15 protein-coding genes and 1 pseudogene are annotated in these 22,849 nt (G+C 63.0%); 4 read left to right on the plus strand and 12 right to left on the minus strand.

All coding sequences use genetic code 11. From position 1 onward, the window contains the following. Positions 1-69: 69 nt before the first annotated feature. Together K307_RS50910 and K307_RS44790 are read right to left on the minus strand one after the other, a co-directional pair. Positions 70-903 (minus strand): IS1595 family transposase, encoded by an 834-nt coding sequence (locus K307_RS50910; protein ID WP_080744882.1) that lies wholly within the window; start codon positions 901-903, stop codon positions 70-72. Positions 904-915: 12 nt separating this feature from the next. Then, positions 916-1,530, minus strand: a pseudogene (locus tag K307_RS44790) (ISKra4 family transposase); the annotation flags it as partial. Positions 1,531-1,895: 365 nt separating this feature from the next. On the opposite strand from K307_RS44790, the gene K307_RS50915 reads away from it, so the two are divergent. Continuing rightward, positions 1,896-2,066 (plus strand): hypothetical protein, encoded by a 171-nt coding sequence (locus tag K307_RS50915; RefSeq protein WP_419187142.1) that lies wholly within the window; start codon positions 1,896-1,898, stop codon positions 2,064-2,066. Here the strand turns inward: K307_RS50915 and K307_RS04660 are convergent. The 5 genes from K307_RS04660 to K307_RS04680 all read right to left on the minus strand — a co-directional run bounded on the left by K307_RS04660 (position 2,022) and on the right by K307_RS04680 (position 7,040). Continuing rightward, positions 2,022-3,055, minus strand: a protein-coding gene (locus K307_RS04660) for an IS630 family transposase (RefSeq protein WP_155301079.1) whose coding sequence is annotated in 2 segments (ribosomal slippage) — positions 2,022-2,467 and positions 2,467-3,055 — 1,035 coding nt in all. Because the reading frame shifts where the segments join, the coding sequence is not laid out codon by codon here. The genes K307_RS50915 and K307_RS04660 overlap by 45 nt on opposite strands. Before the next feature lie 47 nt (positions 3,056-3,102). Then, positions 3,103-3,879: a tol-pal system protein YbgF gene (gene ybgF / locus K307_RS04665; protein ID WP_042876634.1), complete on the minus strand. Its 777-nt coding sequence runs from the start codon at positions 3,877-3,879 to the stop codon at positions 3,103-3,105. A gap of 78 nt (positions 3,880-3,957) precedes the next feature. After that, the gene (locus K307_RS04670) at positions 3,958-4,224 is read right to left on the minus strand and encodes an H-NS histone family protein (protein WP_042876636.1); all 267 of its coding nucleotides are present in this window, start codon (positions 4,222-4,224) and stop codon (positions 3,958-3,960) included. 175 nt (positions 4,225-4,399) lie between these two features. After that, positions 4,400-5,734, minus strand: a complete 1,335-nt coding sequence (locus tag K307_RS04675; protein WP_042876638.1) for an H-NS family nucleoid-associated regulatory protein — start codon at positions 5,732-5,734, stop codon at positions 4,400-4,402. A gap of 94 nt (positions 5,735-5,828) precedes the next feature. Continuing rightward, complete coding sequence (locus K307_RS04680; RefSeq protein ID WP_042876640.1) at positions 5,829-7,040, minus strand: DNA-binding protein; 1,212 nt, start codon at positions 7,038-7,040, stop codon at positions 5,829-5,831. Positions 7,041-7,192: 152 nt separating this feature from the next. Between K307_RS04680 and K307_RS04685 the strand changes: the two genes are divergently transcribed. The 3 genes from K307_RS04685 to K307_RS04695 all read left to right on the plus strand — a co-directional run bounded on the left by K307_RS04685 (position 7,193) and on the right by K307_RS04695 (position 12,883). After that, positions 7,193-8,446, plus strand: a complete 1,254-nt coding sequence (locus K307_RS04685) for a tyrosine-type recombinase/integrase (protein ID WP_042881329.1) — start codon at positions 7,193-7,195, stop codon at positions 8,444-8,446. A 497-nt stretch (positions 8,447-8,943) separates the two neighbouring features. Next, entirely contained in the window at positions 8,944-10,686 is a 1,743-nt protein-coding gene (locus tag K307_RS04690; RefSeq protein ID WP_042876642.1) for an IS1634 family transposase, read from the plus strand. Positions 10,687-11,284: 598 nt separating this feature from the next. After that, on the plus strand, positions 11,285-12,883 hold the full coding sequence (locus K307_RS04695; RefSeq protein WP_042876644.1) for a PAS domain-containing hybrid sensor histidine kinase/response regulator: 1,599 nt from the start codon (positions 11,285-11,287) through the stop codon (positions 12,881-12,883). 18 nt (positions 12,884-12,901) lie between these two features. On the opposite strand, the gene K307_RS04700 is transcribed toward K307_RS04695, so the two are convergent. From K307_RS04700 to K307_RS04720, 5 genes are all read right to left on the minus strand, one after another. After that, positions 12,902-14,056, minus strand: coding sequence for an epoxide hydrolase family protein (locus K307_RS04700; RefSeq protein ID WP_042876646.1), 1,155 nt, complete (start codon positions 14,054-14,056; stop codon positions 12,902-12,904). A 158-nt stretch (positions 14,057-14,214) separates the two neighbouring features. Further along, positions 14,215-15,528, minus strand: coding sequence for an epoxide hydrolase family protein (locus K307_RS04705; RefSeq protein ID WP_042876647.1), 1,314 nt, complete (start codon positions 15,526-15,528; stop codon positions 14,215-14,217). A 563-nt stretch (positions 15,529-16,091) separates the two neighbouring features. Further along, on the minus strand, positions 16,092-16,655 hold the full coding sequence (locus K307_RS04710) for a lecithin retinol acyltransferase family protein (protein ID WP_230625475.1): 564 nt from the start codon (positions 16,653-16,655) through the stop codon (positions 16,092-16,094). Between the two features lie 222 nt (positions 16,656-16,877). Continuing rightward, positions 16,878-22,382, minus strand: a complete 5,505-nt coding sequence (locus K307_RS04715; protein WP_051974656.1) for a trifunctional serine/threonine-protein kinase/ATP-binding protein/sensor histidine kinase — start codon at positions 22,380-22,382, stop codon at positions 16,878-16,880. Further along, on the minus strand, positions 22,379-22,771 hold the full coding sequence (locus K307_RS04720; RefSeq protein WP_042876648.1) for a response regulator transcription factor: 393 nt from the start codon (positions 22,769-22,771) through the stop codon (positions 22,379-22,381). The genes K307_RS04715 and K307_RS04720 overlap by 4 nt, the downstream gene beginning before the upstream one ends. Between the last annotated feature and the right edge of the window lie 78 nt (positions 22,772-22,849).

Consider the following 22,849-nt stretch of genomic DNA (forward strand, 5'->3'; position numbering starts at 1 on the left):
CGAGACTGGGAGGATGTCCGCGTTTCCGCGGTGGCGTCGGACGCACGGCCTTGGGACTCTTCTTGTGCGTCAGGTCTTGGTAGCGCACGGAGTCCTGAGCGACAGCGAGCTCCAAGATCCGGTAGAACAGGAGCCCGCGGCTGCGTGAACGTCGGCGGTTGAAGCGGAACACGAATTCGTTGAGATAGCTGGGTAAGTGCGCAGCGTCCACCGCTCCTTGGTGCGTCCCGCCAGGGATGCAATTCGATGCACGCCTGGCAACAGCGCGCCCGGGTCTTCCCCACGCGCGCGAGCTGCCCGCTGACTGCGACGCTCATGGATGTAGCCGTTCTGCTCCAATCCCCGGTAGCCCGGCCAACCGTCGGTGACCACCGTTGCCCCTGGCTCCACGTTGGCTAACACGAACGCCTGCAGTGACTCCGTTGAGGCATTCGCAATGGGTACCATACGGCAGCGGCCGAGCCCGCTGGGCTGAAGGAGCTCGACTGCAATACAGGTTAGTACCTTCTTGCCTTGAGCGCGTCCTCCGATCAACCCCGGCTCGATACCGCCGATGTAAGTTTCATCTACCTCTACCCTTCCACGCAGGCGTTCCCGATCGGGACGCACCAACACCGATTGCAACCGATGCAGCATGGCCCAAGCCGTCTGATAGGAACCAATCTGCAAGGTTCGCTTCAGACTCAGGGCCGAGATTCCGTCTTTGCCGCAGGCGAAGTTCCAGCAAGCAGCGAACCAAACTGTGGGTGGTGTACGAGTTCGATCGAAGATGGTCCCCGCCGTTACGAATGTCCTGCTGCCACAGTGCGTGCACATGTATCGCCCGTCTCCGAGTCGCCATCCGCCAGCTTGGCCGCAGTCCGGACAGACAAATCCGGTCGGCCAGCGCGGAGACCGCGCCAAACCGGGGGCTGACTAAGCGGCAAGGCGGTGGTCTTCTTCTCCGGCGATGGAGGGATACCAGCGTTCAACGTAAGACCGGAGCTGGTTATTGATCACGGCGGTCCGGATTTGCAGCAGGTTGTGCGCGTGCCGAGGCCGCCAGGCCATCTGCTGCCGTTTGACGAATCGCTTGCTGACCACCTGGTTGACGGCCGACTCGACAAAACCTGATGCAATGAGCTCCCCATGCCGATAGCGGTCACCGTAGTTCACGATGAAGTGCCGGTTGTTGTCGAGGTAGACAATGAACTCCTCGAGCTTACCGAGGAGTTTGGCCTCTTCGGGGCTGCCCTCAGCGTCCAGATCCCAGCCGAGGCTTTCCAGTCGGCGCAACGCCGGATGGGGGCAGCCGTGCCACAGGTGCCACTTGGCGCCATGCAGCGCCTTGATCAAGGCTGCGTTGCTGGGACCGTCACAGTGTGCCGGCCGACCCTTGATCATCTGCTCGAGGTTCTGTACCCGCATGGCGATGTGGAACCAATCGAGAACGTACTCACCGCGGTCACCAAAGCCGAGTTGGGCAAACCGTACGGTATCCCCGCCGTCCGACAGGAAGGTGACCGGCTGACCGCCGACCAAGCGTTCGCGTTCGCCTGGGCGAAGGCGCAGGGGGTCGCGCAGCACCACGATGACCCCATCGTGGGCGTGCAAACGACGGTTAATAGGCTGTCCGACAGCGCGATCGCGGCCGTTACCGGCGGATTGCCCATCACGCGCATCTAAGCCGGTCGCCGGGGCGGAAGTCCCGGCGTACAGGTTTCCGGAAATTGTCGTCATTGTGATAAGAAGTGCTATTTCCTGCAGACCAAGGGCGACCGCCACTACCAGGGCACCACCTTCCGGGCGCCGGCACTGTCGCGCCTGTGCCCGGTCGAGGCCTACGCGGACTGGGTGGGACCGGCGCGGCTGAGCGCCGCTCCGGTGTTTCGCGCGATTGCCGGTACACGATGACCATGGCGTTCTTTGAGCCGGACCCGACCTTCACCAAGGTCACGAAGGCCTGGCTCTGCGCGAATATGTTCCTCAAGAACTCGATCGGCTCGGCGCTCAAGGGCCAGCGCGAACTGACCCGCACTTACTCAGCAGTCCGAAATATAGGCGACAGATGGGGCGTCGAAGAATGAGCGCACAAGCCGGCGGTTCTTCTTCACCTCGTGCAGGTGCTGCTCAACGCGGATTTCCAGTTTCTCGCCCGCTCGCAACGGATTGCGCGCCACACCAGTTCGCTTGAGATGACTCCACACGAACTCGTCGGGATTCAGGTCGGGCGCGTATCCCGGCAGCACATGCATCGTGAGCTTTCCCTTGGTCGATTCGATGTACTCGCGCACATTGGCCTTCTTGTGTGCTGGCAGTCCATCAACGATCAGATGCACTGGGCGGTTGCGGCCCTTCATCATCTTCTTGAGCAATTCGATGAATAGCTCCGCGGTCAAGGCCCCTTTGTAGGTTGCAAACCAGAAGGCACCTTTGGCGTTCACCGCGGACGCGGCGGAAATCGATTGGCGCTGCCCGGGGCGCTCATCACCGGTGTCTCGCCTTTGACCGCCCAGGTCTTGCCATGCACCGCGTCGGCTCGAAATCCTGATTCGTCCCAGAAGTAGATGTCCGCACCGCTTTGCTTGGCCGCAGCCGCAATGCCCGGAAATGATTCACGCTGCCAGCGTTCGACGGCCTGCGGATCTCGTTGGTACGCCCGCTGCAATGGCTTTTGCGGGCTCAAGCCCAGTCCCGCCAGCAGCCTGCCCACCGCTGTGACACCCATCTTCACATCAAATTTCTCATCGATGAGCGTGGCCACAATCTGTCGTGTCCACAGCCCGAAGTCCAGACCGTATTGCCGAGGATCCCGCCCGTTGATCCACCGAAAGACCTGCGCCTGTTGCGCTCGCGTGAGCTTGCGTGGCCGGCCTGTCGCTGGACGCGATGCCAGCGCCCGCGCGCCTTTGCCCGGGCCCGAGGCCGCCTTGAGCCAACGGTAGATTGACGTTCGGTTCATGCCCAGCGACTTCACCACCACCGATGGTTTCTCGCCTTCGCGAACCCGGCGCAAGGCAAGTCGGCGGAATTCCTCTTGCGTCGCGCGATCCAGCGTACGGCCATCTCGTTTCATGTTGAATGAGACTAAACGGTCGTCACGAGGTTCCAATTTTTGTCGCTTTATTTACGGACTGGTGAGTAATTCAGCGTCTTCAGCCGGTTGTTCGCCGCACGCGCGCCTTCGGTACCGGGATACTTGGCCACCACCTGTTCCAGCGTTTTGCGCGCGGCATCCTTCTGGCCGGACTCGAGCTGATTATTGGCCACCGCGATCATGGCGTCCGGCACCTTGGGATGCGTCGGGTTGGCATCGATCATTTTGTGCAGCACCCAGGTGGACCCCTTATAGTCGCGCTGCGCGTAGAGCGAGTTGCCGAGCCAGTACTGCGCCAGCGGCAGGTAGGGGCTCTGCGGATATTTCTTGATAAACGACGAGAACGAATTCCCGGCGCTCTTGAAGTCGCCCGCCTGGAAATGCTTGAGCGCGGCGTCGTATTCGGGCTTCTCGCCCGGCGGCGACGTGCCGTGGCGGTCTTCGACCGAAGCGTGCTGGGGCTCGAACTTCTTCAGGCGCGCATCCAGGTCGGCGTAATAGTCCTTCTGCTGCTTCTGCAGCGTCGCTACCGTGTTCTGCAGCACTTCGTTCTGGCCGCGTAGCCGCGCAAGTTCCTGGCGTAGACCTTCGAGCTGGTTCTGCAGGTCGAGCGTAGTGCGGCTATTCTGCTCAATGCGCTGGGTCGCCGTCGCCTGGAAGCTGTTGAACTGGTCGCGCAGGTTGATGACCGTTTTGCGCGCCTGCTCATCGTCGAACACTCCGGCGTGCGCCTGCGTGAGGGGCAGCATACCGCCGCTCGCCATGGCGGCGAGCCACAACAGGGTGGAAACGTGTACTTTCATAAATGGGTCGTCGTGGGTTGTGTCGGTTAGCCCTCGTCAGATCGCTGTTGGTCTGCGGGCCAAATGCATCGGCGGCCCCTATCCAACCCGGAAAAACTCAACGCTCTGCCCCGCATTGACCGCGCGCTTGAGCCATGACGGCATCTCGCCCTGCCCGTCCCAGGTGAGCCCTTCCGCGTTGCGGTAGCAGACCACCGGCGCCGGCGGTGCGGCCGGTGGCGGCGGTGGGGGCGGCGGTGGCGCGAAGCACCCCGCCGCGTCGAGCTCTTCGAGGGTGAGCCCGTAGTCGTCCATCTGCGCCTGGATCCAGCGGATCGCGTCCGCCCGCTCAGTTTTTGCTGTCATCGCTGCCGTCACTGCTGTCGTTGCCTTCGTCCTGGTTGTTAGGCAGCGCCGCCGCCCCCGGCTCGTTGCCCGGCTCTTCCCCTTGGGCTTCCTGCGCAGTGGCCGCCGAACTTCCGGCCTGCCGAGTTTGCTTGTCAGAATGGGGGCGGACCGGCCGCGCCCGCCGACCTGTCGTTCAGTACAAGAGATCGATTAGGAAACGCTCGGGCTTCTTGCCAATCCACGCGGGAGCCCGACCGCGCCCCGACCAGGTCTGGCCCGTCTTCGGGTTGCGGTACCTCGGACGCGGCGCGGCCTTCGTCGGAACAGCGCGGGCAGCGGGCTCAACACTGGGCTTGCCCGCAATGTCCTCAATGCTGAGGTCGTACTCCTGCATCCACTGCCGAATCTTTTCCACGACCTTTGGCACTTCCGTGGCTCGCAACTGCTCAAGTTGCGCATTGACAGATGCCAGTTGGGCGAGCAGTGAGGATTGGGACCGGCTTTGGGTTGCGGTAGGCGCTTTTTGCTCCTGTCGCGGCTTCCGAGTTTGCGTCTTCCGAGTTGGCGCTTCCGGGGCAGCCTCCACTCCAGGCAGTGTTATCTGCTTCGGCCCGCGCTTCCGGGTTGGGGTTTCGTGAGTCATGACTTCCGGAGCGGCAACTTCAGCTAGCATTTTCGGCTTCCGACCGCGCTTCGGGGTCCGCGTCTCTTCCGGCGCTGCTTCCGGAGCGGCAGTTTCGGTGAGCGCTTTCGGCTTCCGACCGCGCTTCGGGGCCCGCGTCTCTTCAGGCGCTGCTTCCGGAGCGGCAGTTTCGGTGAGCGCTTTCGGCTTCCGACCGCGCTTCGGGCCCCGCGTCTCTTCCGGCGCAGCTTCCGGAGCGGCAGTTTCGGTGAGCGCTTTCGGCTTCCGACCGCGCTTCGGGGCCCGCGTCTCTTCAGGCGCAACTTCCGGAGCGGCAGTTTCGGTGAGCGCTTTCGGCTTCCGACCGCGCTTCGGGGCCCGCGTCTCTTCCGGCGCAGCTTCCGGAGCTGGGGCGTAAAGCGGTGCGACCGGGGCGGCCGTTTCGGTCAGTTCGTCCTGGGCGGCAGCTTCCGTCGGTTCGTCCGTGGCCAGGACTTCAACCGGAGCTTCGGCCACGGCTTCAGTGGTCGCTTCCGAGGGCATGGCTTCAATAAGCGCTTCCGGCGCGTCAGATCCAGTCAACGTTTCCGAGGCGGCAGCTTCCATCGATTCTTCCGGTGCCACGTCTTCCGTTGAAGCGTCCGGGGCTGCGTAAGGCCGCCGGCGCCGATATGACACGGTCGCCGTCGGGCCGCTATCCCGGCTTGTCGACCAGAAGTCCAAGCGTCGGGCCTGAGTGTCAACGCTGCCACTACCGACGCCTGCACCACTGGCTTCACCACTGACGGGATCCGCGTCGCGCATCGCCTCAGCGATGGGAAGCTCCATCTGACCAAGTCCGTCCGTCGCATTGCTCACGACAAGGGGTTCAACCACTTGCTCTGGGGCCAATTCGTTCTCCTTCATTGAAGTCACTGCACGTGCAGACGCTTCCTTATCCCATGGACGGTGAGACCTTGTCTCTTGCGTGTCGTTCGCTTCAGCGGATCGCGTCCCCCGCTCAGTCTTTGCTGTCATCGCTGCCGTCGTTGCCTTCGTCCTGATTGTTGGGTAGCGCCGCCCCCGGCTCGTCGCCCTGTTCTTCGCCCAGCTCATCCTGCGGAGCGTCCCCCTGACCGTCGCCCTGCTCTTCCGGCGCGGTCGCCGCCGAACTGCCGCCCTTGCGCCGCCTTCCACCAGCGCCACCGCCGTCGCGTTCGCGCGGCGCGACGCGCAGGGTGGCCAGCAGCTGACGCGCGAGCGCCGCTTCCGCTTCGCTGCGCTCGGCCCGGCGCTGCGCCGCCGCGAGTTCCGCCTGCACGGTGTCCAGGTCGCCCGCCGCCTTGCGTTGCGCCTGCTCGGCCACTGCGAGCCGCTCGGCCAGCGCCACGGCCTGCGCTTCCAGCTTGGCACGGCCCTCCGCCTGCGCCACCGCGGCATCACGCGCCTCGCTGCGTGCCACCGCCAGTTCGGCGCGCAGGTCTTCGGCCGTGTGCTCGCTCTTCTGGCGCGCGGTGCGCTCCTGGTCCAGTTCGCGCAAGCTGCGACGCTCGCTGGCTTCGGCGCGTTCCTGCGCGAGCGTCACCGCCTCGCGCGCCCGCTCGAGCTCCGTCGAGAATTGGGTGCGCAAGGCGTCCAGCTGGCGCCGACCCGCCTCGAGTTCCGTCCGCCCCGCCTCGAGCCGCGCCTGCGTGGCGGCGTGCGCCAGCCGCTCGGTGGCCAGATCCGCGTGCACGGTGTCGTGCGCCTGCCGGGCTTCCGCCAGTTGGGCGGCAATGGCCGCCGCGTCCTCGCGCGCGGCGGCCGTCTCCGCGCGCGCCGCATCGCGCTCGGCTTCCGCTTCGCTCGCGGCGTGCCGGGCCTCCGCGCGCAGCGTGGCGAGTTCCGCCGTCGCGGCCTCGTTGGCCGACTGCCAGATGGTCTGCACCGCCTCGGCGGCGATCTGCTTGAGGGGGTCCGGCAGGTCCGGATGGTCGATGGTCACGCGGGTGCGCCCGCGCAGTTCCTGCCAGAACCCCTGCAACACCTCGGCGGGCGTGCCCATGCTGCCCTTGCGCACCAGGCTGTAGAGCTTGTTGGCGGTGGGCGTGATGCCATAGCGGAAGAACAGCAGGCCACAGACCTCGCGATACAGCGCGCGGGTCTCGGGGAAACGGCCGCGCAGCTCGGCAATGTCGTCGGCCATGGCGGCCTGCAGCGCAGCGTCGGTTAACTCCAGATCGGCGGTAGCCATCGGGTAAAAAGTGTGTTTTCGATAATAAATATTACTACGTAATACGCCATATATCAAACACATCATGCCACACTTTAGACATAAGTCCGCTTATGTCTAGCCGATAGTGCTATAGTGACGTAAATAGCATGTGCTTCGGCCGATACCCGCTCATGGAACAGCTCCCTATCAAACCGCTGGAAAGCCTGGCAACCCCGCTGCCCACCCCGCTCGAACGCCTGCAGCTGCCGGCGGCGCTCTCCGGCGCCGTCGGCAGCAACCGCGCGCCCGCCACCGCCACCCGCATCGCCGCGGCCGACGACCTGGCTGCCGTCACGGCCTGGCTCGCGCGCTATGCCGACACCCCGGCGACCGTGAGCGCCTACCGCCGCGAGGTCGAGCGGCTGCTGCTGTGGGCCGTGCTGCAGCTCGGCAAGCCGCTGTCATCGCTGACCCACGAAGACCTGCTGGTCTATGAACGCTTCCTGGCCGACCCGCAGCCGGCCGCGCGCTGGGTACTGGCCGGCAGCAAGAAGCTCGCACGCCACCACCCCGACTGGCGCCCGTTTGCGGGGCCGCTGTCGCCCGCCAGCGTGCGCCACGCGCTGGTCATCCTGAATGCGCTCTTTGCCTGGCTGACCGAGGCCGGCTATCTGGCCGGCAATCCACTCGCCCTGGCGCGCCGCCGGCGCGCCCCCAGCCGGCCACGCATCACGCGCTACCTGAGCCACGAGCTGTGGGCGACCGTCAAGGAAACTGTCGAGGCGATGCCGGTCGGCACCGAGCGCGAGCGGCTGCATGCGGCGCGCTGCCGCTGGGTGCTGACGGTGCTCTACCTCGGCGGGCTGCGGGCCGCCGAGGTGACAGGCACCCCGATGGGGGCGTTCTTCTGTCGGCGCGACGGCTCGGGCGTGGAGCGCTGGTGGCTGGAGGTCACCGGCAAGGGCAACAAGACCCGGCTGGTGCCGGCCTCCGACGAGTTGGTCGCCGAACTGGCGCGCTACCGCCGCGCCCACGGGCTGGCGCCTACCCCGCAGCCTGGGGAGACGCGCCCGCTGCTGCTGCCGGTGATCGGCCGCAAGGACCGGCAGCACGACCGGCAGCACGAAGAAAAAGGTCTGTCACGCGGCGCGCTGCACTTGATCCTGAAGGAGGTGTTCGGCCTGGCGGCCGCCCGCCTGCGGGCGCGTGGGCCCGAGTGGGCGGCGCAGGCCGCGCTGCTGGCCGGCGCCTCGGCCCACTGGCTGCGCCACACCGCCGGCTCGCACATGACCGACCAGCAGGTCGACCTGCGCTATGTCAGGGACAATTTTGGGCATGCGTCGATTTCGACGACCAGCGGGTACCTGCATAGCGAGGAGGATGCGCGGCACGAGGCCACGCAGGCGCGGCACCGCATCGGTTGGGGCGCTCACAAGAAGGCGTAGCTCGCACGACCCACATCATTGCTTTCTGGAAGGCACCCGGTACCTTGCTACGTGGTGTCATCGCGCTGATGACTGCCGCCACGGGAAATCGGTCGCCGCACTGCGAGGTCGGAGTCATCATCACCCGAAAAGGTCAATATGGCGAATTTCAGGCTTTCTCAGCATATCCCCGTGCGAGTACAAAACCCATCAAGGGAACCACATTCATGTGCCGGCGGTCGGGGCTTCAAGCGCGTCGGAATTCCCGATAAACCTGTCCGATAGACCTGGAAACACCAGTTCCTCCCGGCCGCACGACCAGCATTCCCGGGAGGGGAGTGCATAAGCGCCACCAGGAAGGGTTCCAAGCTTGGCTGCTTAGTCCGAACTTTGGCTTCTCAAATAGCCGGAATCCGCATCAGCAGTGGGTTCCGGCTATTTTTTGAGGCTATTATGTAGCCATGTAAATTAGTATTTATCTATTGTGTTTCGGTAGCTTTGTGCTTGAATAGGTGTTCATGTATATCGAACACGTCCCGAACCGCAACTCGCCCCCCGCCATCCTGCTGCGCGAGTCCTATCGCGACGGCAACACGGTCAAGAAGCGCACCCTCGCCAATCTCTCGTCGCTGCCCGCCGAGGTCATCGAAGGCTTGAAGGTGCTGCTACGCGGTGGCGTCGCGGTGTCGTCCGCCGATGAGGCCTTCGTGATCGAGCGCAGCCTGCCACACGGACACGTGGCCGCCGTGCTTGGCGCGGCGCGCGCCTGCGGCGCCGAGCAGTGGTTGTCCTCAGCGCCGGCCGCGCTGCGCTCGGTGGTGATGGCACTGCTGGTGGCGCGGGTGGTGTCCCCCGCGTCCAAGCTCGCCACGCATCGCATGTTGCGCGACGAGACCGCGACCCACTCGCTGTCGCGACTGCTGAAGTTGGGCGACGTCGAACTCGAGCAGGTCTATGCCGCGCTCGACTGGCTGGGAGACGCTCAGGAAGGCATCGAGAAGCGGCTTGCCAGGCAGCATCTGAGCGGCAGTACGCTGGTGCTCTATGACCTCACTTCCACGTGGGTGACGGGACGCTGCTGCGAGCTTGCCGCCCACGGCTACAGCCGCGATGGCAAGCGCGACGATCCCCAGATCGTGTTCGGTCTGGTTTGCACGCCTGAGGGCTGTCCGGTGGCAGTCGAAGTCTTCGCTGGCAACACCGCCGATCCGGCAACCGTGGCCTCGCAGGTGGACAAGCTCAAGAATCGCTATGGCATCGAGAAGCTCGCGTGGGTGGGCGACCGGGGCATGCTCACGCAGGCGCGCATCGACTCGGTCTTGCGCCCGGCTGGCCTGGACTGGGTGAGCAGCCTGCGCGCGCCGCAGATGGCCGCGCTTGCTCATGAGAAGGGCCCCTTCCAGCCCTCGCTGTTCGATGAGCGCAACCTGCTGGAGGTGACCAGCGAGGCGTTCCCCGGCGAGCGGCTCATCGTGTGTCGCAATCCGCTACTGGCCGAGGAGCGCAGCCGCAAACGCGAGGCGCTGCTGCAGGCCACCGAAGCCGAGTTGATGAAGATTACCGACGCGACCACGCGTGCCCGCAACCGCCTCAAGGGCACCGAGGCGATTGCCCTGCGCGTAGGCCGCGTCATCGATCACTTCAGGATGGGCAAGCACTTCGAGCTGAGCATCACCGACTCGAGCTTCACGTGGGGGCGCAAGGCCGAACAGATTCAGCAGGAGGCTGCACTCGATGGCCTGTACGTGGTGCGTACGAGCCTGCCGGCAACGGACCTGTCAGCTGAGGCGGCCGTGACGGCCTACAAGGGGCTGGCAGTGGTGGAGCGGGCCTTCCGTTCGCTCAAGACGGTCGATCTGCAGGTGCGCCCCGTGTTCCATTGGAACGCCGCGCGCGTGCGCGCTCACGTCTTTCTGTGCATGCTCGCTTATTACGTCGAGTGGCACATGCGCGAGACGTTAAAGCCGATGCTGTTTGACGATGAATACGTCGAGCTTGCGCGTGCGGCCCGGCCTTCGCCAGTGGCCAAGGCACGACGCTCGGACCAGGCGAAAGCCAAGGACGCCACCAGGCTTGGCGAGGACGGCTTGCCGGTGCACAGCTTCCGCACGTTGCTCGATGATCTGGCCACGCTCGCGTACAACGTCTGTCACACCCCCCTGAACCCGCAGGCAAAGATCGTCATGATCACGCGGCCGACCCCAGTTCAAGAAAAGGCCTTCCGCCTCCTCAACATCAGCCCCGTCGCCTGTACCCAGTAATCGACTCGCTCGCGAGCACATAACCGCGAGGAATCAAAGCGTTATGCGCGCCGCGTGCTCAAAGTTCGGTCTAGTTGCGCAGTGACGCTATGCGTTGTCGTGGTTCCCGTCGCCAAGGCATCGCCCCGCGCCAGGACCGCTCTCGGCCTCCTCACGCTGCTGCCTTGCGGGAGGACTCGCAGGAACCACTTCCATCCTCAATGCCCGACTCCGCCGGGGGAGACGCTACTGCCCCTTATCGCCCGAACGACAGAAGGCCCCTGCCACGCGGGAAATTGACTTCGGCTCCGGGGTGCGGAGCCAAAGTGGGACTATGGGGAGCCGACCATGTCGCTGTCGAGCACCGCTGCCTGCTCAGATGTAGAGCGACTTTCGCCCGTCTAATCGCTCAAAAATTGAGAAGTCTGGTGTCTCGGAGTTACCTTGAGCAGCCGCCGGGATTACGCGTACGCTCGAGCTTGCACAAACGACCCCAGAGCATATCCTCGTCAAGAGTTCTCAGAGAATTTCTCGTCAAGAGTTCTATTTGGTCCAACTCAGCCGGTACTGGACGGCGTCTCCCTAACGGCATTATTCAGGCGACTACGGGTGGCAGATCATGCGCAGGCAACCGTTGTACCGATCGGCAAAGCTTGCTTCCTCAGCCTCCGGGTTTGAGGAGGGCTTACAGCACTTTAGATTGCTCGCCGACGGAATACCCCATATCGTACTGACTGCCAATCCGGATGGCTGGATCGACTACTGCAACCAGCGATGGTTCACCTATACAGGACTCACGCTCGAGCAAACTCAACTTGGCGCCTGGACCGTCGTCATACACCCAGATGATGTGCAAGACACTATCGACCGCTGGAGGAGCGCCGTTGCGAGCGGGTGCGAATATGAAGTCGGATTTCGTTTGAAAAGAGCATCCGATAGCGTCTATCGATGGCACCTCGCCCGCGGAGCACCTTTTAAAGACGCCGATGGAAAAATCGTAAAGTGGTTTGCGACCTGCACTGACATTGAGGACCAAAAGCAGGCGCAGGCTGCGGCCGAAAGCGCTAACCGCGCTAAATCAGATTTTCTGTCGAGCATGAGCCATGAGTTGCGTAGCCCCTTGAATGCGATCCTTGGCTTCGCGCAGTTGATGGCCTCGGATTCACCGCCGCCAACGGCTTCGCAGCAAGCCAGCATCGACCAGATTCTGAAGGCGGGATGGCATTTGCTGGAACTGATAAATGAGGTACTGGATCTCGCGAAGATAGAGGCTGGACAGGCGTCGCTGTCGCTGGAGCCGGTTTCCGTTGCTGAAGCCTTGCATGAATGCCACTCGATGATCGAGCAGCAAACACTCAAACGCGGCATTCGCATGCGTTTTTCATTGCTCGATTTCCCGTGTTTTGTCCGCGCTGATCGTACCCGGCTGAAGCAGATCCTGCTCAACCTGCTATCCAACGCCATCAAATACAACCGCGACCGGGGAACAGTCGAGGTGCAATGCACCGTGACCACAGGGGACCGAGTTCGCGTCAGCGTGCGCGACACCGGCGAGGGATTGCCACCTGATCGGCTGGCGCAACTATTTCAGCCATTCAATCGCCTCGGGCAAGAAGCCGGCCCCGAGGAAGGCACGGGCATCGGCCTGGTGGTGGCCAAGCGACTGGTCGAACTGATGGGAGGGGCCATCGGCGCCGAAAGTACGGTAGGCGTCGGCAGCGTATTCTGGGTCGAACTGATTGCTGCAAGCGCCCCGGAAATGACAGGTGTGAGTGCCCAGCCTGCGGCAGCTGCCAACGCGCAAGTGGAGAACCACTCTACGGTTCATACCCTTCTGTATGTCGAAGACAACCCCGCAAATCTGAAGCTGGTCGAGCAACTGATAGCGCGCCGTGCCGATCTGCGCCTGCTGACCGCGGTGACCGGGCTCCTCGGCGTCGAGCTCGCGCGCACTTCATTGCCAGAGGTGATCGTGATGGATATCCATCTGCCAGACATCAATGGCGTCGAAGCACTGGAACTCCTGCGCGAAGACACCACTACGGCGCACATTCCAGTCATCGCTCTCAGCGCAAATGCGATGCCACGCGACATCGAGAAGGGGCTAAAAGCAGGATTCTTCCGCTACCTGACCAAGCCCATCAAGCTCAATGAGTTTATGGTGGCGCTGGACGCGGCGCTGAAATTGACAGGAAAGGGGGCTGTTCGGAGCCAATGAAGTGGGACCCTCGAGGAGTCAGCTCAGCATGCGGAAGAAATCCCGGACGTCCGTGATGATGGCCTGCGGTTCTTCCCAGGCCGCGAAGTGTCCGCCGCTGGCGTGATGCCGCCTCTGCCTGAGGTTGTAGTAGCGCTGGGCCCAGCGCCGCGGGGCGCTGCATATTTCCTCCGGCAACACCGAAATGCCGACTGGGGCCTCGATCACGGGCATGCGGTCGTGTACCGGCGTCCAGGGATCGTGTGCAGCCTCGTAGTAGTAGCGCGCCGACGTGCCGTAGCTCTGCGTGGCCCAGTAGATCATGATCGTGGTCAGCAGGTCGTCCTTGCTGAAGCAGGTTTCGACGTCGCCGTGGCAATCGCTCCAGCTGCGTTGCTTTTCGAGTACCCACGCCGCCAGTCCCACTGGTGAATCGTTGAGCGCTGCCGCGATGGTCTGCGGCTTGGTGCTTTGCAGCGCCGAGTAGGCCGACTCGGTGGCGAAGAAGCCCTGCAGGCGTGCGGCCATCGGCGCTTCGTCGGCGTCGTAGTCTTCGGGCGCGGGCATGCCGCCACTGAACAGGTCCAGCGGCAGCACCATGGGCAAGTGGACGCCCATCACACGCTCGGGATAGCGGTGCCCCAGGTCGGCCGTGATAAGCGCGCCCCAATCGGCGCCGTGCGCAGCAAATCGCGGATAGCCCAGCCGCTCCATGAGCTTCACCCAAAGTCCGGAAGTGCGCCAGAAATTGACGCCAGGCTTGCGCAGCGGCGTGGAGAATCCATAGCCAGGCAAAGACGGCACCACCAGGTCGAAGGCATCGGCGGGATCGCCACCGTGTGAGCGGGGATCGCTGAGGGGGCCGATCACCTTGCGATATTCCCAGAAGGTCCAGGGCCAACCGTGCGAGAGGATCAGCGGCTTGGGATTGGGACCCTTGCCGCGCACGTGTACAAAGTGGATCGGCACGCCGTCGATCTCGGTGCGGAACTGCGGATACGCGTTGATTGCGCGTTCCTGCTTGCGCCAGTCGTAGCTGTCGATCCAGTAGGCCACCAGTTCCCTGAGGTAGGCGGTGTTGGTGCCATACTGCCAGCCCTCGTTGGCGAAGTCGTCGGCCCAGCGCGTGAGCTTGAGACGCGCGTGCAGATCGTTGAGCACTTCATCGGGCACATCGACGCGAAATGGTTCCATCTCGTCTTTCTCCTGTGATCTTTGGGCGCATGCGCAACTACCTGGGCGACGGGCAATCCGTCGCTCCGGGCTGCCCGAGGCCCCTTCTTTACCACTGTCAAGGCGGGCTCCGGAAGCTCCACAGACAATGCTTCATCCATGGAGCTTCCTCGAGCCCGTTACGCGCGCAGCGACCTGAAGCCCGTACGCAGCTCTTCGGTGAGGAGCTTCGGCTGCTCCCAGGCCGCGAAGTGACCGCCCTTGGGAAGCTTGTTGTAGTGGATGAGATTGGGATAGGCCTGCTCGGCCCAGCTCTTCGGCGCCTGGAAGAGTTCATCCGGGAAAGCGCTCACGGCCACGGGGATCTTGACGCCTTTCGGCACAAAGAAGGCGACCTTTCTCTCCCAGTAGAGACGGGCCGCGGAAACCCCGGTGTTCGTCAGCCAGAACAGCGTGATGTTGTCGAGCACATCGTCGCGCGAGAGACCTTCTGGGACCCCGTTGAAGGCGCGCGAGATGAGCTCCAGGCTGCGCGCATCGTGGTCGATCATGAAGGTAGCAAGGCCGACGGGTGAATCCGCCAGCGCGGTCAGGGTCTGTGGACGCGTGCCCATGAACAAGGCATAGTAGACACTCTTGTAGAAGTCCGCCACCTGTTCGTAGGCATGCTTTTCATCCACGGCAAGACCGGCCGGCACCGGCGCGCCGGCGAAAGCCGCAGCGTCGAGCTCAGGCGGAATCACGCCGGGCATGTTGGTATGGATGGCCAGCAGTTCCTTGGGTGCGAGTACCCCCATCTGGTCAACGACAACCGCACCCCAGTCGCCGCCTTGCGCTACGTAACCCGTGTATCCGAGGCGCTTCATCAGCACAGTCCACGCGTGCGCGATGCGCTCGGACCCCCAGCCAGTCTCGGCCGGCTTGCCAGAGAAGCCGTAGCCGGGCATGGACGGAATCACCACGTGGAAGGCATCGGCGGCGGTGCGACCATGCGCTGTCGGGTTGGTGAGCGGCTCGATGAGCTTGAGCTGCTCGACGATGGAGCCTGGCCAGCCGTGCGAGATGAGCACAGGCAAGGCATTTTCGTGCTTCGAGCGCACGTGGATGAAGTGGATGTCGAGGCCATCGATCTCGGTGATGAAGTTCGGCACGGCATTGAGGCGCGCCTCGACTTTGCGCCAGTCATACTCGGTGGCCCAATAACGCGCGAGTTTCTGCGTGGTCGCGAGCGGAACGCCCTGCGAAAAGTCCGTGACGGTTTCCCGCTCCGGCAACCGGGCGGCGGCGATGCGCCGGCGCAATTCGGTGAGATCCGACTCCGGAAAATTCACATGAAACGGACGAATGGCAACTCCATCGGTGCCCATCTGTTGTGCAACTTGAGACATGGCGTAAGACCTTTTTGAAAGATTGAGAAGACCTAGGGTGCTTGCAGCGGTTGCCGCTGCAGCTCTGCAAAAGAGACGGCGACCGAAATCGGGCGTCTGTTGCATGGCGAACTCCTTGGCAACCGGTGGTTGCGTTCGGGTGTGACTGCAAATGTTCACAACCCGCGAGTAAGCATGCTGCGCGCGGCGGTTGGTTTGTATTGCGCCGTGGTCGATCGGCTCAACCTCTTGGTAACGACGTGCACGACTGCCGCACGCGAAATGCTGGCGATCTTTAACCAGCCGACCGAGAGCCTACGCACATGGTTGGGCGTACTGAACCTTGGTTCATTTCGGCCTGGCAGCGTGAACCTGAAAACGGTGCCGCAAGGCCGATGGGTGGACAGCGTCAACCAGGACGGATGCACGGCCAAGATGATTGTCGCGCCCCTGCAAGGACCGTTCGGAAGGGGTCAGCAGCGCAGCGTCGGGGGACCGCCACCACGACGGCGGCCGTCGCGGCGTCGGCCCTCGTTACTGCGGTCACAAAGCAGTAGCCCGGCAGCAAATCGTTGACGACGTACCGCTGTGCGGCGCGTCCGTCGCCGGGCACCGTTCCAAGGCCGGCCATGTGGATCCGCTGCGTACTCGGATCGACGACCGGCTACATATGGGTGATGAAAGGCGGGTCAGCTGATGAGAGGCAGTGCATCGCGGGCGGTACTCCACCCGTTGACCAGGCTGGCCAGGACTTGAGCGGCGAGCGCCACCGCGCGCGAACTCAACAACAGGCGCTCGACTTGCTGGCTGCGAGCGGCACCGGTCAGGCACCACGAGCAGAAGTGCTCGCAGTTGTTACGCAGAACGTCGTAGGCGTCTTCGCCCAGGCGAGAGCAGGCACGGGCTACGACTTCGATACCGGAGTACGCCACGTCCGCCCCACCGTGCACCCGCACAGGGTGGCCTTGGGCGAACTCGGCGAGGCTGACCTTCGCGACCGGACCGCGGCGCAGCGACGAAGACAGGCCCTCGTAGTGGACGACCTGCCCTGCTCCGACGTAGATGCCGTGATGCGTGTACCAGCGGCGAGGCGTCACGATGTGCGCGCCGAGCGGAAGATGCACGTCTCGCGCCACGGTCGCCTCAGTCGTCGCGTTGGTCATGTCGGCCTCGCGGAAGGTCGATCGAGGGTCGGGGCCTGCATTTGCTGTCGGTCTCACCTCGACCGCGTTCGCCGACGGCGCCTGTTGCATGACGAACTCCTTGGCAACCAGTGGTAGCGTTCGGGTGTGACTGCAATTGTTCACAACCCGGGAGTAAGCATGCGGCGCGCGGTGGTTGGCTTGTATTGCGCCGTGGTCAATCGGCGCGACCTCCTGGTATCGATGTGCACGACTGCCGCACCTGAAACGCAGGCATTCTTCAACCAGCCGGACAAGAGCCTGCGCACATGGTTGGGCACACTGAACCTTGGTTCAGTGGAGGGCCGGCAGCGTGAACCTGAAAGCGGCGCCGTGCGGCCGGTGGGCATCCGCCCACAGTTTTCCGCCGTGGGCATCGATGATGGACCGGCAGATCGACAGGCCAATTCCCAGGCCGCCGGACTTTGTGGTGTAAAAGGACTCGAAAACCCGCTCGCGATGCTCCGATGCGATGCCGGGACCCGTGTCGGCGACCGTGACGAGCATGCCCTGCGACGGACTCGATTCGGTGCTGATTACCAATGTCCGCACGTCAGCGCTGACGCCGGCCATGGCCTCGATCGCATTGAGGATCAGATTCAGCATCACCTGCTGCAGTTGAACTCGATCTCCGCGAACAGGCGGCAGTCCCTCCGCGAGCTGCGTGTGGACCGTCACGCAATTCTTCGACAGCTCGCCTCGCACGATTGCAATCACGTTGCCGATGGCATCGTTCAGGTCGACGCTCTCCTGGCGGGGAGGCACTTTTCTGACTTGATCGCGGATCCGACCGATGATGCCGCCAGCCCGGTAGGTATCGCTAACCACGCACTCAAGAGCCTCACTGACTTCCACCAGCTCTGGCGGATCTCGGGCAAGAAAACGCAATGCCGCGTGAGCGTTGTTGCGTGCCGCACCAATTGGCTGGTTGACTTCGTGCGCGATGGAAGCCGCGAGCTGTCCCAGGGTGGCCAGGCGGTTCGCGTGCGCCAGCGCCATCTGCACCTCGCGCATCGCGTCCGCAGCGCGCTTGCGCTCAGTCAGGTCGAGCACGAATGCGACACCTTGGTACGCATCCTCTGCGAAAGTCGCCGCGCCGATCAGAACAGGTACGCGGCCGCCGTCTTTCCGGAAGAACTCCTTCTCATAAGGTTGGACTGGACCCGTCGCCTTCAGTGCCGGCACGAACGTTTGACCATCACGCTCGCGCCACTCCGGCGGCGTCAGATCTGTCAAGCGGATACGCCCTGACGAGAGATCCTCACTGTCGTATCCCAACATGAGAAGAAAGGCGCTGTTCGCCTCGACAATCCTGCCCATGAGATCCCAGAAAAAGATCCCGATGATGTTGGCATCCACGAGGCGCCGGATTCTGGCCTCGCGTTCGGCAAGGTCACGGTACAGGCGCGCGTTCTCAATCGAGATGGCGGCCTCCGATGCCAACAGCTTGAGAACTGCCATTCGAGCGGGGGTGAAGGCGTCGATCGTCAGGTTGTTCTCCAGGTACAGCACCCCAAGCAGCCTCGTCTGCTTCAGTATCGGCAGGCAGAGTACCGACTTCGCATGGTGCTTGCGAATGTAGTCGTCGGCGGAGAAAGGGTTCTCGCCTGAGGCGTCATGCAGCAGCACGCATTCCTTGGTACGCAGGACGTAGCGGAAGACGGACTCCGGCAGATCTGCTGCGGTGACGCTCGTTTGTCGGAGATGGACCTCCACCTTGTCGCCGCTGGTCGTGACTTCGGCTTCTATCCAATATTCATTCCCTCTCGGAAGAATGAGCACTCCCCGTTCGGCGCCGGCATGCTCAGTGGCCGTACGCGCCAGCGTGTCGATCAGCTTCTCCAAGACGATCTCGCCCGACACCGCTTCGGAGACCTTGATCACGGTCGCAAGCTCCAGGTGCTCGACGGATGCCAGCATCGTGCCGGTGAGGTCGGAAGTCGGCTTGTCCACCCTGAGGTGCGGATACAACTGCTCGAGCTGTCGAACTTTACCGTCAGCTCCCCAACGAAGGTAGCAGTTCCGCGCATCCCGAAGGTAGGTATTCGCAATCCTCCCGAAGCCGCGCCCCGCGTAAAAGCGCCCCGCCAGTTCATTGGCGACCGCCTCGTTGTGGACAAAGCCGTGCGTGTGGGCCGACCGCGCGGCCTTCTCATAGAGCTCCTGGGCGTCCAGCACGCGGCCCTCGATCCGTGCGATCTCGGCGCCAACGATCGCTGCGCGGTTCTCGAAGGTGACAGGGTTATGTTCGGCCCACGCTTCGAGCTGTTTGTGGTGGGCAGTCAGAGCGTCGAAATGCTCCCTCTTCTGCTCGGAGGGCACAAGATCCCAAACTGCGGCGCGTGCAAGTCCACCGTAAAGTTGAAATTCCGCACTTTCAAAATTCAGGGTCGATGACCAGAGCAGCCGCTGCGCGTTCAGCGCGGCATCAACCGCCGACGCAGGGTCTCCGGCAAAGAAACGTGCCTGCAATTTACGGCACCAATAGTAGAACTCACCGAGGGCCAAAGTGGGGTTGCTGGCCAGATGGCGTTCGGTCGCCAGTTCACTATATTCGTCGTGATCCAACCATCCGAAAGTCGCGGTCAGCCCACGGAGAGATCGGATCAGCCCAAGGTGCGCACTGCAGGCGGCACTGACAAGACCCAAGCGTGCCCTGCTGGAAAACGCAAGACCGTCTTCGGCCTCCTTTTGCACATCCGCGAGATGATCTCCTACCGCCAGGCAAATTGTGATCGACGTGTTCCGGCTATAGCCGGCAAAAGTAAGGTCGCCGAGCCGATAGGCAGCGTCGAACGCTCGGCGTATCAACTCGCGCCCGCTGGCCGGGTGTTTTGTCCATGGCATGACGAGAGCACCCACACACAAGTAGGTTCGAGCTTGATAGCGCATCAGGCCGCGCTTCTCGACCAGGTCATACCCCAGCTGGGCGAACCGAAAGCCGTCGCGGAAGTTGTCAAAGCGCGGTCCGGCGACAATCGCCATCCAGACATAGGCGAAGCACGACGCATCGCAGTTGCCGTGTTCGAGGCTGAGATTCACCAAGCGACAGACAATGAGGGATGACATGTGCTCGTCGAAGAAATAGGATGTCGTAACGGCCTCCGTGAAGACATCCAGAATGTCAAGGACATCCGGGTCCGTTATCAGTGGCAGCTCGACTAGTTCTTCAATTTTCCGACTGCCGAGCAGCATCCAGATTCGCTCATACTCGCGCATCGCGTCTTCGCGGGTCGGATGTTTCGGCCAGACGGTCCCGTCGCGACGGAGCCACTCCAGGAAGACATCGAGCCCGATGTCGTTCCTGTCCAGCGCGGTGTAAAGCCTGATCCGCAACAGTGTCGCGACGCAGTAGTCATGGCGACTCCTGGCCCGTTCGGCTAACCGCGAGAGCCGATTTTCGGCCGCCAACATATCTCCCGTCAGCAGTTCGCATTCGGCCATCAGGCACTCGATGGAGAACATGAGTGTGTAGTTGTGCTCCCAGGTCTCCTCTGCAAGGAGGACGCTGCCCGCTCTGAGGTACTTGAGCGCCGAGACATAGGCGGTCGAGAGCTTTGCGCGCCGACCAGCGATCAGATTGAGGTCTGCAACGTTCTCCCGCTCCTCGACCGAGGCGATGAGATGGGAGCCGCGGTTTAGTTGATTGACGATTTCGAATATGGCCTCCTCCCGCTTCCCCGCAGGCGTGTGCTCGGCCAGGAGCGTGCCAAGGCGAAGATGTGTCTCGGCACGCAGTTCCTGGGGGATCAATGAATAGGCAGCCTCCTGCACGCGGTCGTGGAGAAAGCGGTACCTGTCGTTCGAGCGGAAGATCAAGCCAGCGCGAACCGCCTCCCACAGGTGGTCGTGCAATTCCTCGATCGATTCCTGACAGACCATCCGCAGCACATCGAACTCGGCGCTGTTTCCCAGGCAAGCAAGCTGCTTTAGCGTCTTCTGCGTGGTCATTGGCAGGCGGTTCAGTTTCCCGACCATCAGCTCCACGACGTTGTCGGTGTAGCCCTTGGCATGGATGAGGTCCAGATCCCATGACCATCGCCCTTCATCGTAGTCAAAGGCGAGCAAGCCCTCGTCTGCCAGCGTGGAAATGAACTGGATCGCGAAAAACGGATTGCCGGTCGTCTTCTCGTGAATCAATTGCGCCATCGGGCCGACGCGCTTCGGTTCGCAGCGAAGACAGTCCGCCAGCAATTGCACCAGGTCGTCGCAATCCAGCGGAGCGAGGACGATGTCCTGCAGCACGGCCCCGCCTTGGCGGATGGCGTCCAGCTTGCGCACCAGGGGGTGGGTGGCGCTGACCTCGTTGTCCCGATAAGCGCCGATCAGCAGGAGATGCTTCAGATCGGAGCGCGTCAGCAGGTCTTCGAGGAGGTCGAGCGTGGCCGCATCCAGCCATTGCAGATCGTCGAGGAAAAGGGCGAGCGGATGCTCGGGCCGCGCGAATACCCCTATGAAGCGCCGGAATACCAGCTGAAAGCGCCCTTGCTCATCCTGCGGAGGCAGTTCGGGCACAGGCGGCTGTTCCCCGATGATGTGCTTCAATTCCGGAACGAGCTCGACCATGAGCAGTCCGTTCGGATCCAGCGCCTCGCGAAGGGCGTCGCGCCATTTGCACAAGTCTTCCTCGTTCTTGCTCAGGAGCGGCCGAATCAGTCCCTGGAAGGCCTGCGCCAGCGTGGCATACGGAATGTCGCGCTTGTACTGGTCGAACTTGCCTGACGCGAACAACCCGCGAGGAGGAACAAGCGGCTTCTGGAGCTCGTTGACGACAGCGGATTTGCCGATGCCCGAGTATCCGGAGACGAGCACCAACTCGGACCTCCCCCCGGCGACGATGCGATCAAACGCGGCGAGAAGCGTGTTGACCTCCGATCCGCGCCCGTAGAGCTTCTCGGGGATCATGAGGCGAGCTGGGATGTCATCATCGCCGGGCGGGAAATCATGGATGCGCCCCTGCGCGGCCCATTCGGAGAGGCAGCGGCGGAGGTCGCGCTCGACACCCGCCGCCGACTGGTATCGTTCCTCGACGGTCTTGGCGAGCATCTTCATGGCGATGGCGGAGACGGCGCTCGGAATACTCGTCAATCTCTCGCTGGGGCTTGTCGGCTGTCGCGCAATGTGACAGTGCACCCACTCCATCGGTTCCGATGCCGTGAACGGAAGACGGCCGGTCAGCATTTCATAGAAGGTGACTCCGAGCGAATACAGGTCGCTCCGGGAATCGATGGAGCGGTTTACTCGTCCAGTTTGCTCGGGTGCCATATAGGCGAGCGTTCCTGCGATGAACTCGGGAGGTTCAGGCGACTGCCGCTCGCGCGGGAGCCGAGATGCAATGCCGAAGCCGGTGAGCCAGACTCGCTCCGTCGCCGATTCCACGATCACGTTGGCAGGCTTGATGTCCTTGTGGACGAGCCCGCGTCCGTGAAGCCGGCCGAGCGCGGCCGACATCGCCACCGCAAGTCGTAGAAATCGTCCGATTTCCATGGGTTGGCGGATCAGGCGGTCCAGCGGCTCACCGCCTGCGAAATCGACAACGAGCATCGTCCGTCCGGGCTCGCGCACGAGCTCTGTCGGGCGCAATGCCCACGCCGCATCGAGGTAGTCCCTGAGTTCGTATTCGTGTGCGAGACGATTTATGCGCTCTTGCGTCGAATGCTGAGCGCCGGACATTACGGGTATGAAAGCGTGTCGATCACCTTCGGCATCGTCGCTCTTGAGTCTGCAGAAGACACGCTCGGCGTCCCCCCACAGGATTTCCGCAGAGTCATTGTCCAAATCGCCGTCGAACGCGTTCATGGCGCGACTCGAGGCGTCTTGTCGCGCGCGAAGGCGCGATGAAGGCAATCGATCAGGACGGCCTCGTCCAACGGCTTGTGAAGGTAGCCTCTGACGCCCAGGCTCAGCATGCGTTGCCGGACGCCATCTTCCGGATAGGCCGTGATCAGGATCGTCGGGATGGCGTGCCCCGTCGCGACCAGATGCTGGTAAAGCTCGGCACCCGTCATGGCGGGCATGTGAACGTCAGCGACCAGGCAGGCGGTAGCGGGCAGTTGGGTGGACGCGAGGAATTCGGCCGCGGACGGGAACACCGCGACGGTGTAGCCGTGCGACCTGAGCAGTCTTCGCATGGAGTCGCGAAAGGACTGGTCGTCATCGATGATGGAGATCAGGAATGGCTCAGGCACGAAAGTTTCCGGTGCGTCACTTGCAGCCTCGGCAACATGCCCGGCGGCACGACCGACTACCGCTCTGTTGCCAAGAGT

The sequence above is a fragment of the Cupriavidus necator A5-1 genome (assembly GCF_000744095.1).
In the GTDB taxonomy this organism is placed as follows: domain Bacteria; phylum Pseudomonadota; class Gammaproteobacteria; order Burkholderiales; family Burkholderiaceae; genus Cupriavidus; species Cupriavidus necator_A.

What these genes read in the sequence shown, in the direction of transcription:
- K307_RS04690 (WP_042876642.1), top strand. Translation starts at nt 8,944, where the DNA reads ATGTATATCGAACACGTCCCGAACCGCAACTCGCCCCCCGCCATCCTG.
- K307_RS04675 (WP_042876638.1), bottom strand. Translation starts at nt 5,734, where the DNA reads ATGAAGGAGAACGAATTGGCCCCAGAGCAAGTGGTTGAACCCCTTGTC.
- K307_RS04670 (WP_042876636.1), bottom strand. Translation starts at nt 4,224, where the DNA reads ATGACAGCAAAAACTGAGCGGGCGGACGCGATCCGCTGGATCCAGGCG.
- K307_RS04685 (WP_042881329.1), top strand. Translation starts at nt 7,193, where the DNA reads ATGGAACAGCTCCCTATCAAACCGCTGGAAAGCCTGGCAACCCCGCTG.
- K307_RS04695 (WP_042876644.1), top strand. Translation starts at nt 11,285, where the DNA reads ATGCGCAGGCAACCGTTGTACCGATCGGCAAAGCTTGCTTCCTCAGCC.
- K307_RS04680 (WP_042876640.1), bottom strand. Translation starts at nt 7,040, where the DNA reads ATGGCTACCGCCGATCTGGAGTTAACCGACGCTGCGCTGCAGGCCGCC.
- ybgF (WP_042876634.1), bottom strand. Translation starts at nt 3,879, where the DNA reads ATGAAAGTACACGTTTCCACCCTGTTGTGGCTCGCCGCCATGGCGAGC.
- K307_RS04700 (WP_042876646.1), bottom strand. Translation starts at nt 14,056, where the DNA reads ATGGAACCATTTCGCGTCGATGTGCCCGATGAAGTGCTCAACGATCTG.
- K307_RS04715 (WP_051974656.1), bottom strand. Translation starts at nt 22,382, where the DNA reads ATGAACGCGTTCGACGGCGATTTGGACAATGACTCTGCGGAAATCCTG.
- K307_RS50915 (WP_419187142.1), top strand. Translation starts at nt 1,896, where the DNA reads ATGGCGTTCTTTGAGCCGGACCCGACCTTCACCAAGGTCACGAAGGCC.
- K307_RS04705 (WP_042876647.1), bottom strand. Translation starts at nt 15,528, where the DNA reads ATGCAACAGACGCCCGATTTCGGTCGCCGTCTCTTTTGCAGAGCTGCA.
- K307_RS04710 (WP_230625475.1), bottom strand. Translation starts at nt 16,655, where the DNA reads ATGCAACAGGCGCCGTCGGCGAACGCGGTCGAGGTGAGACCGACAGCA.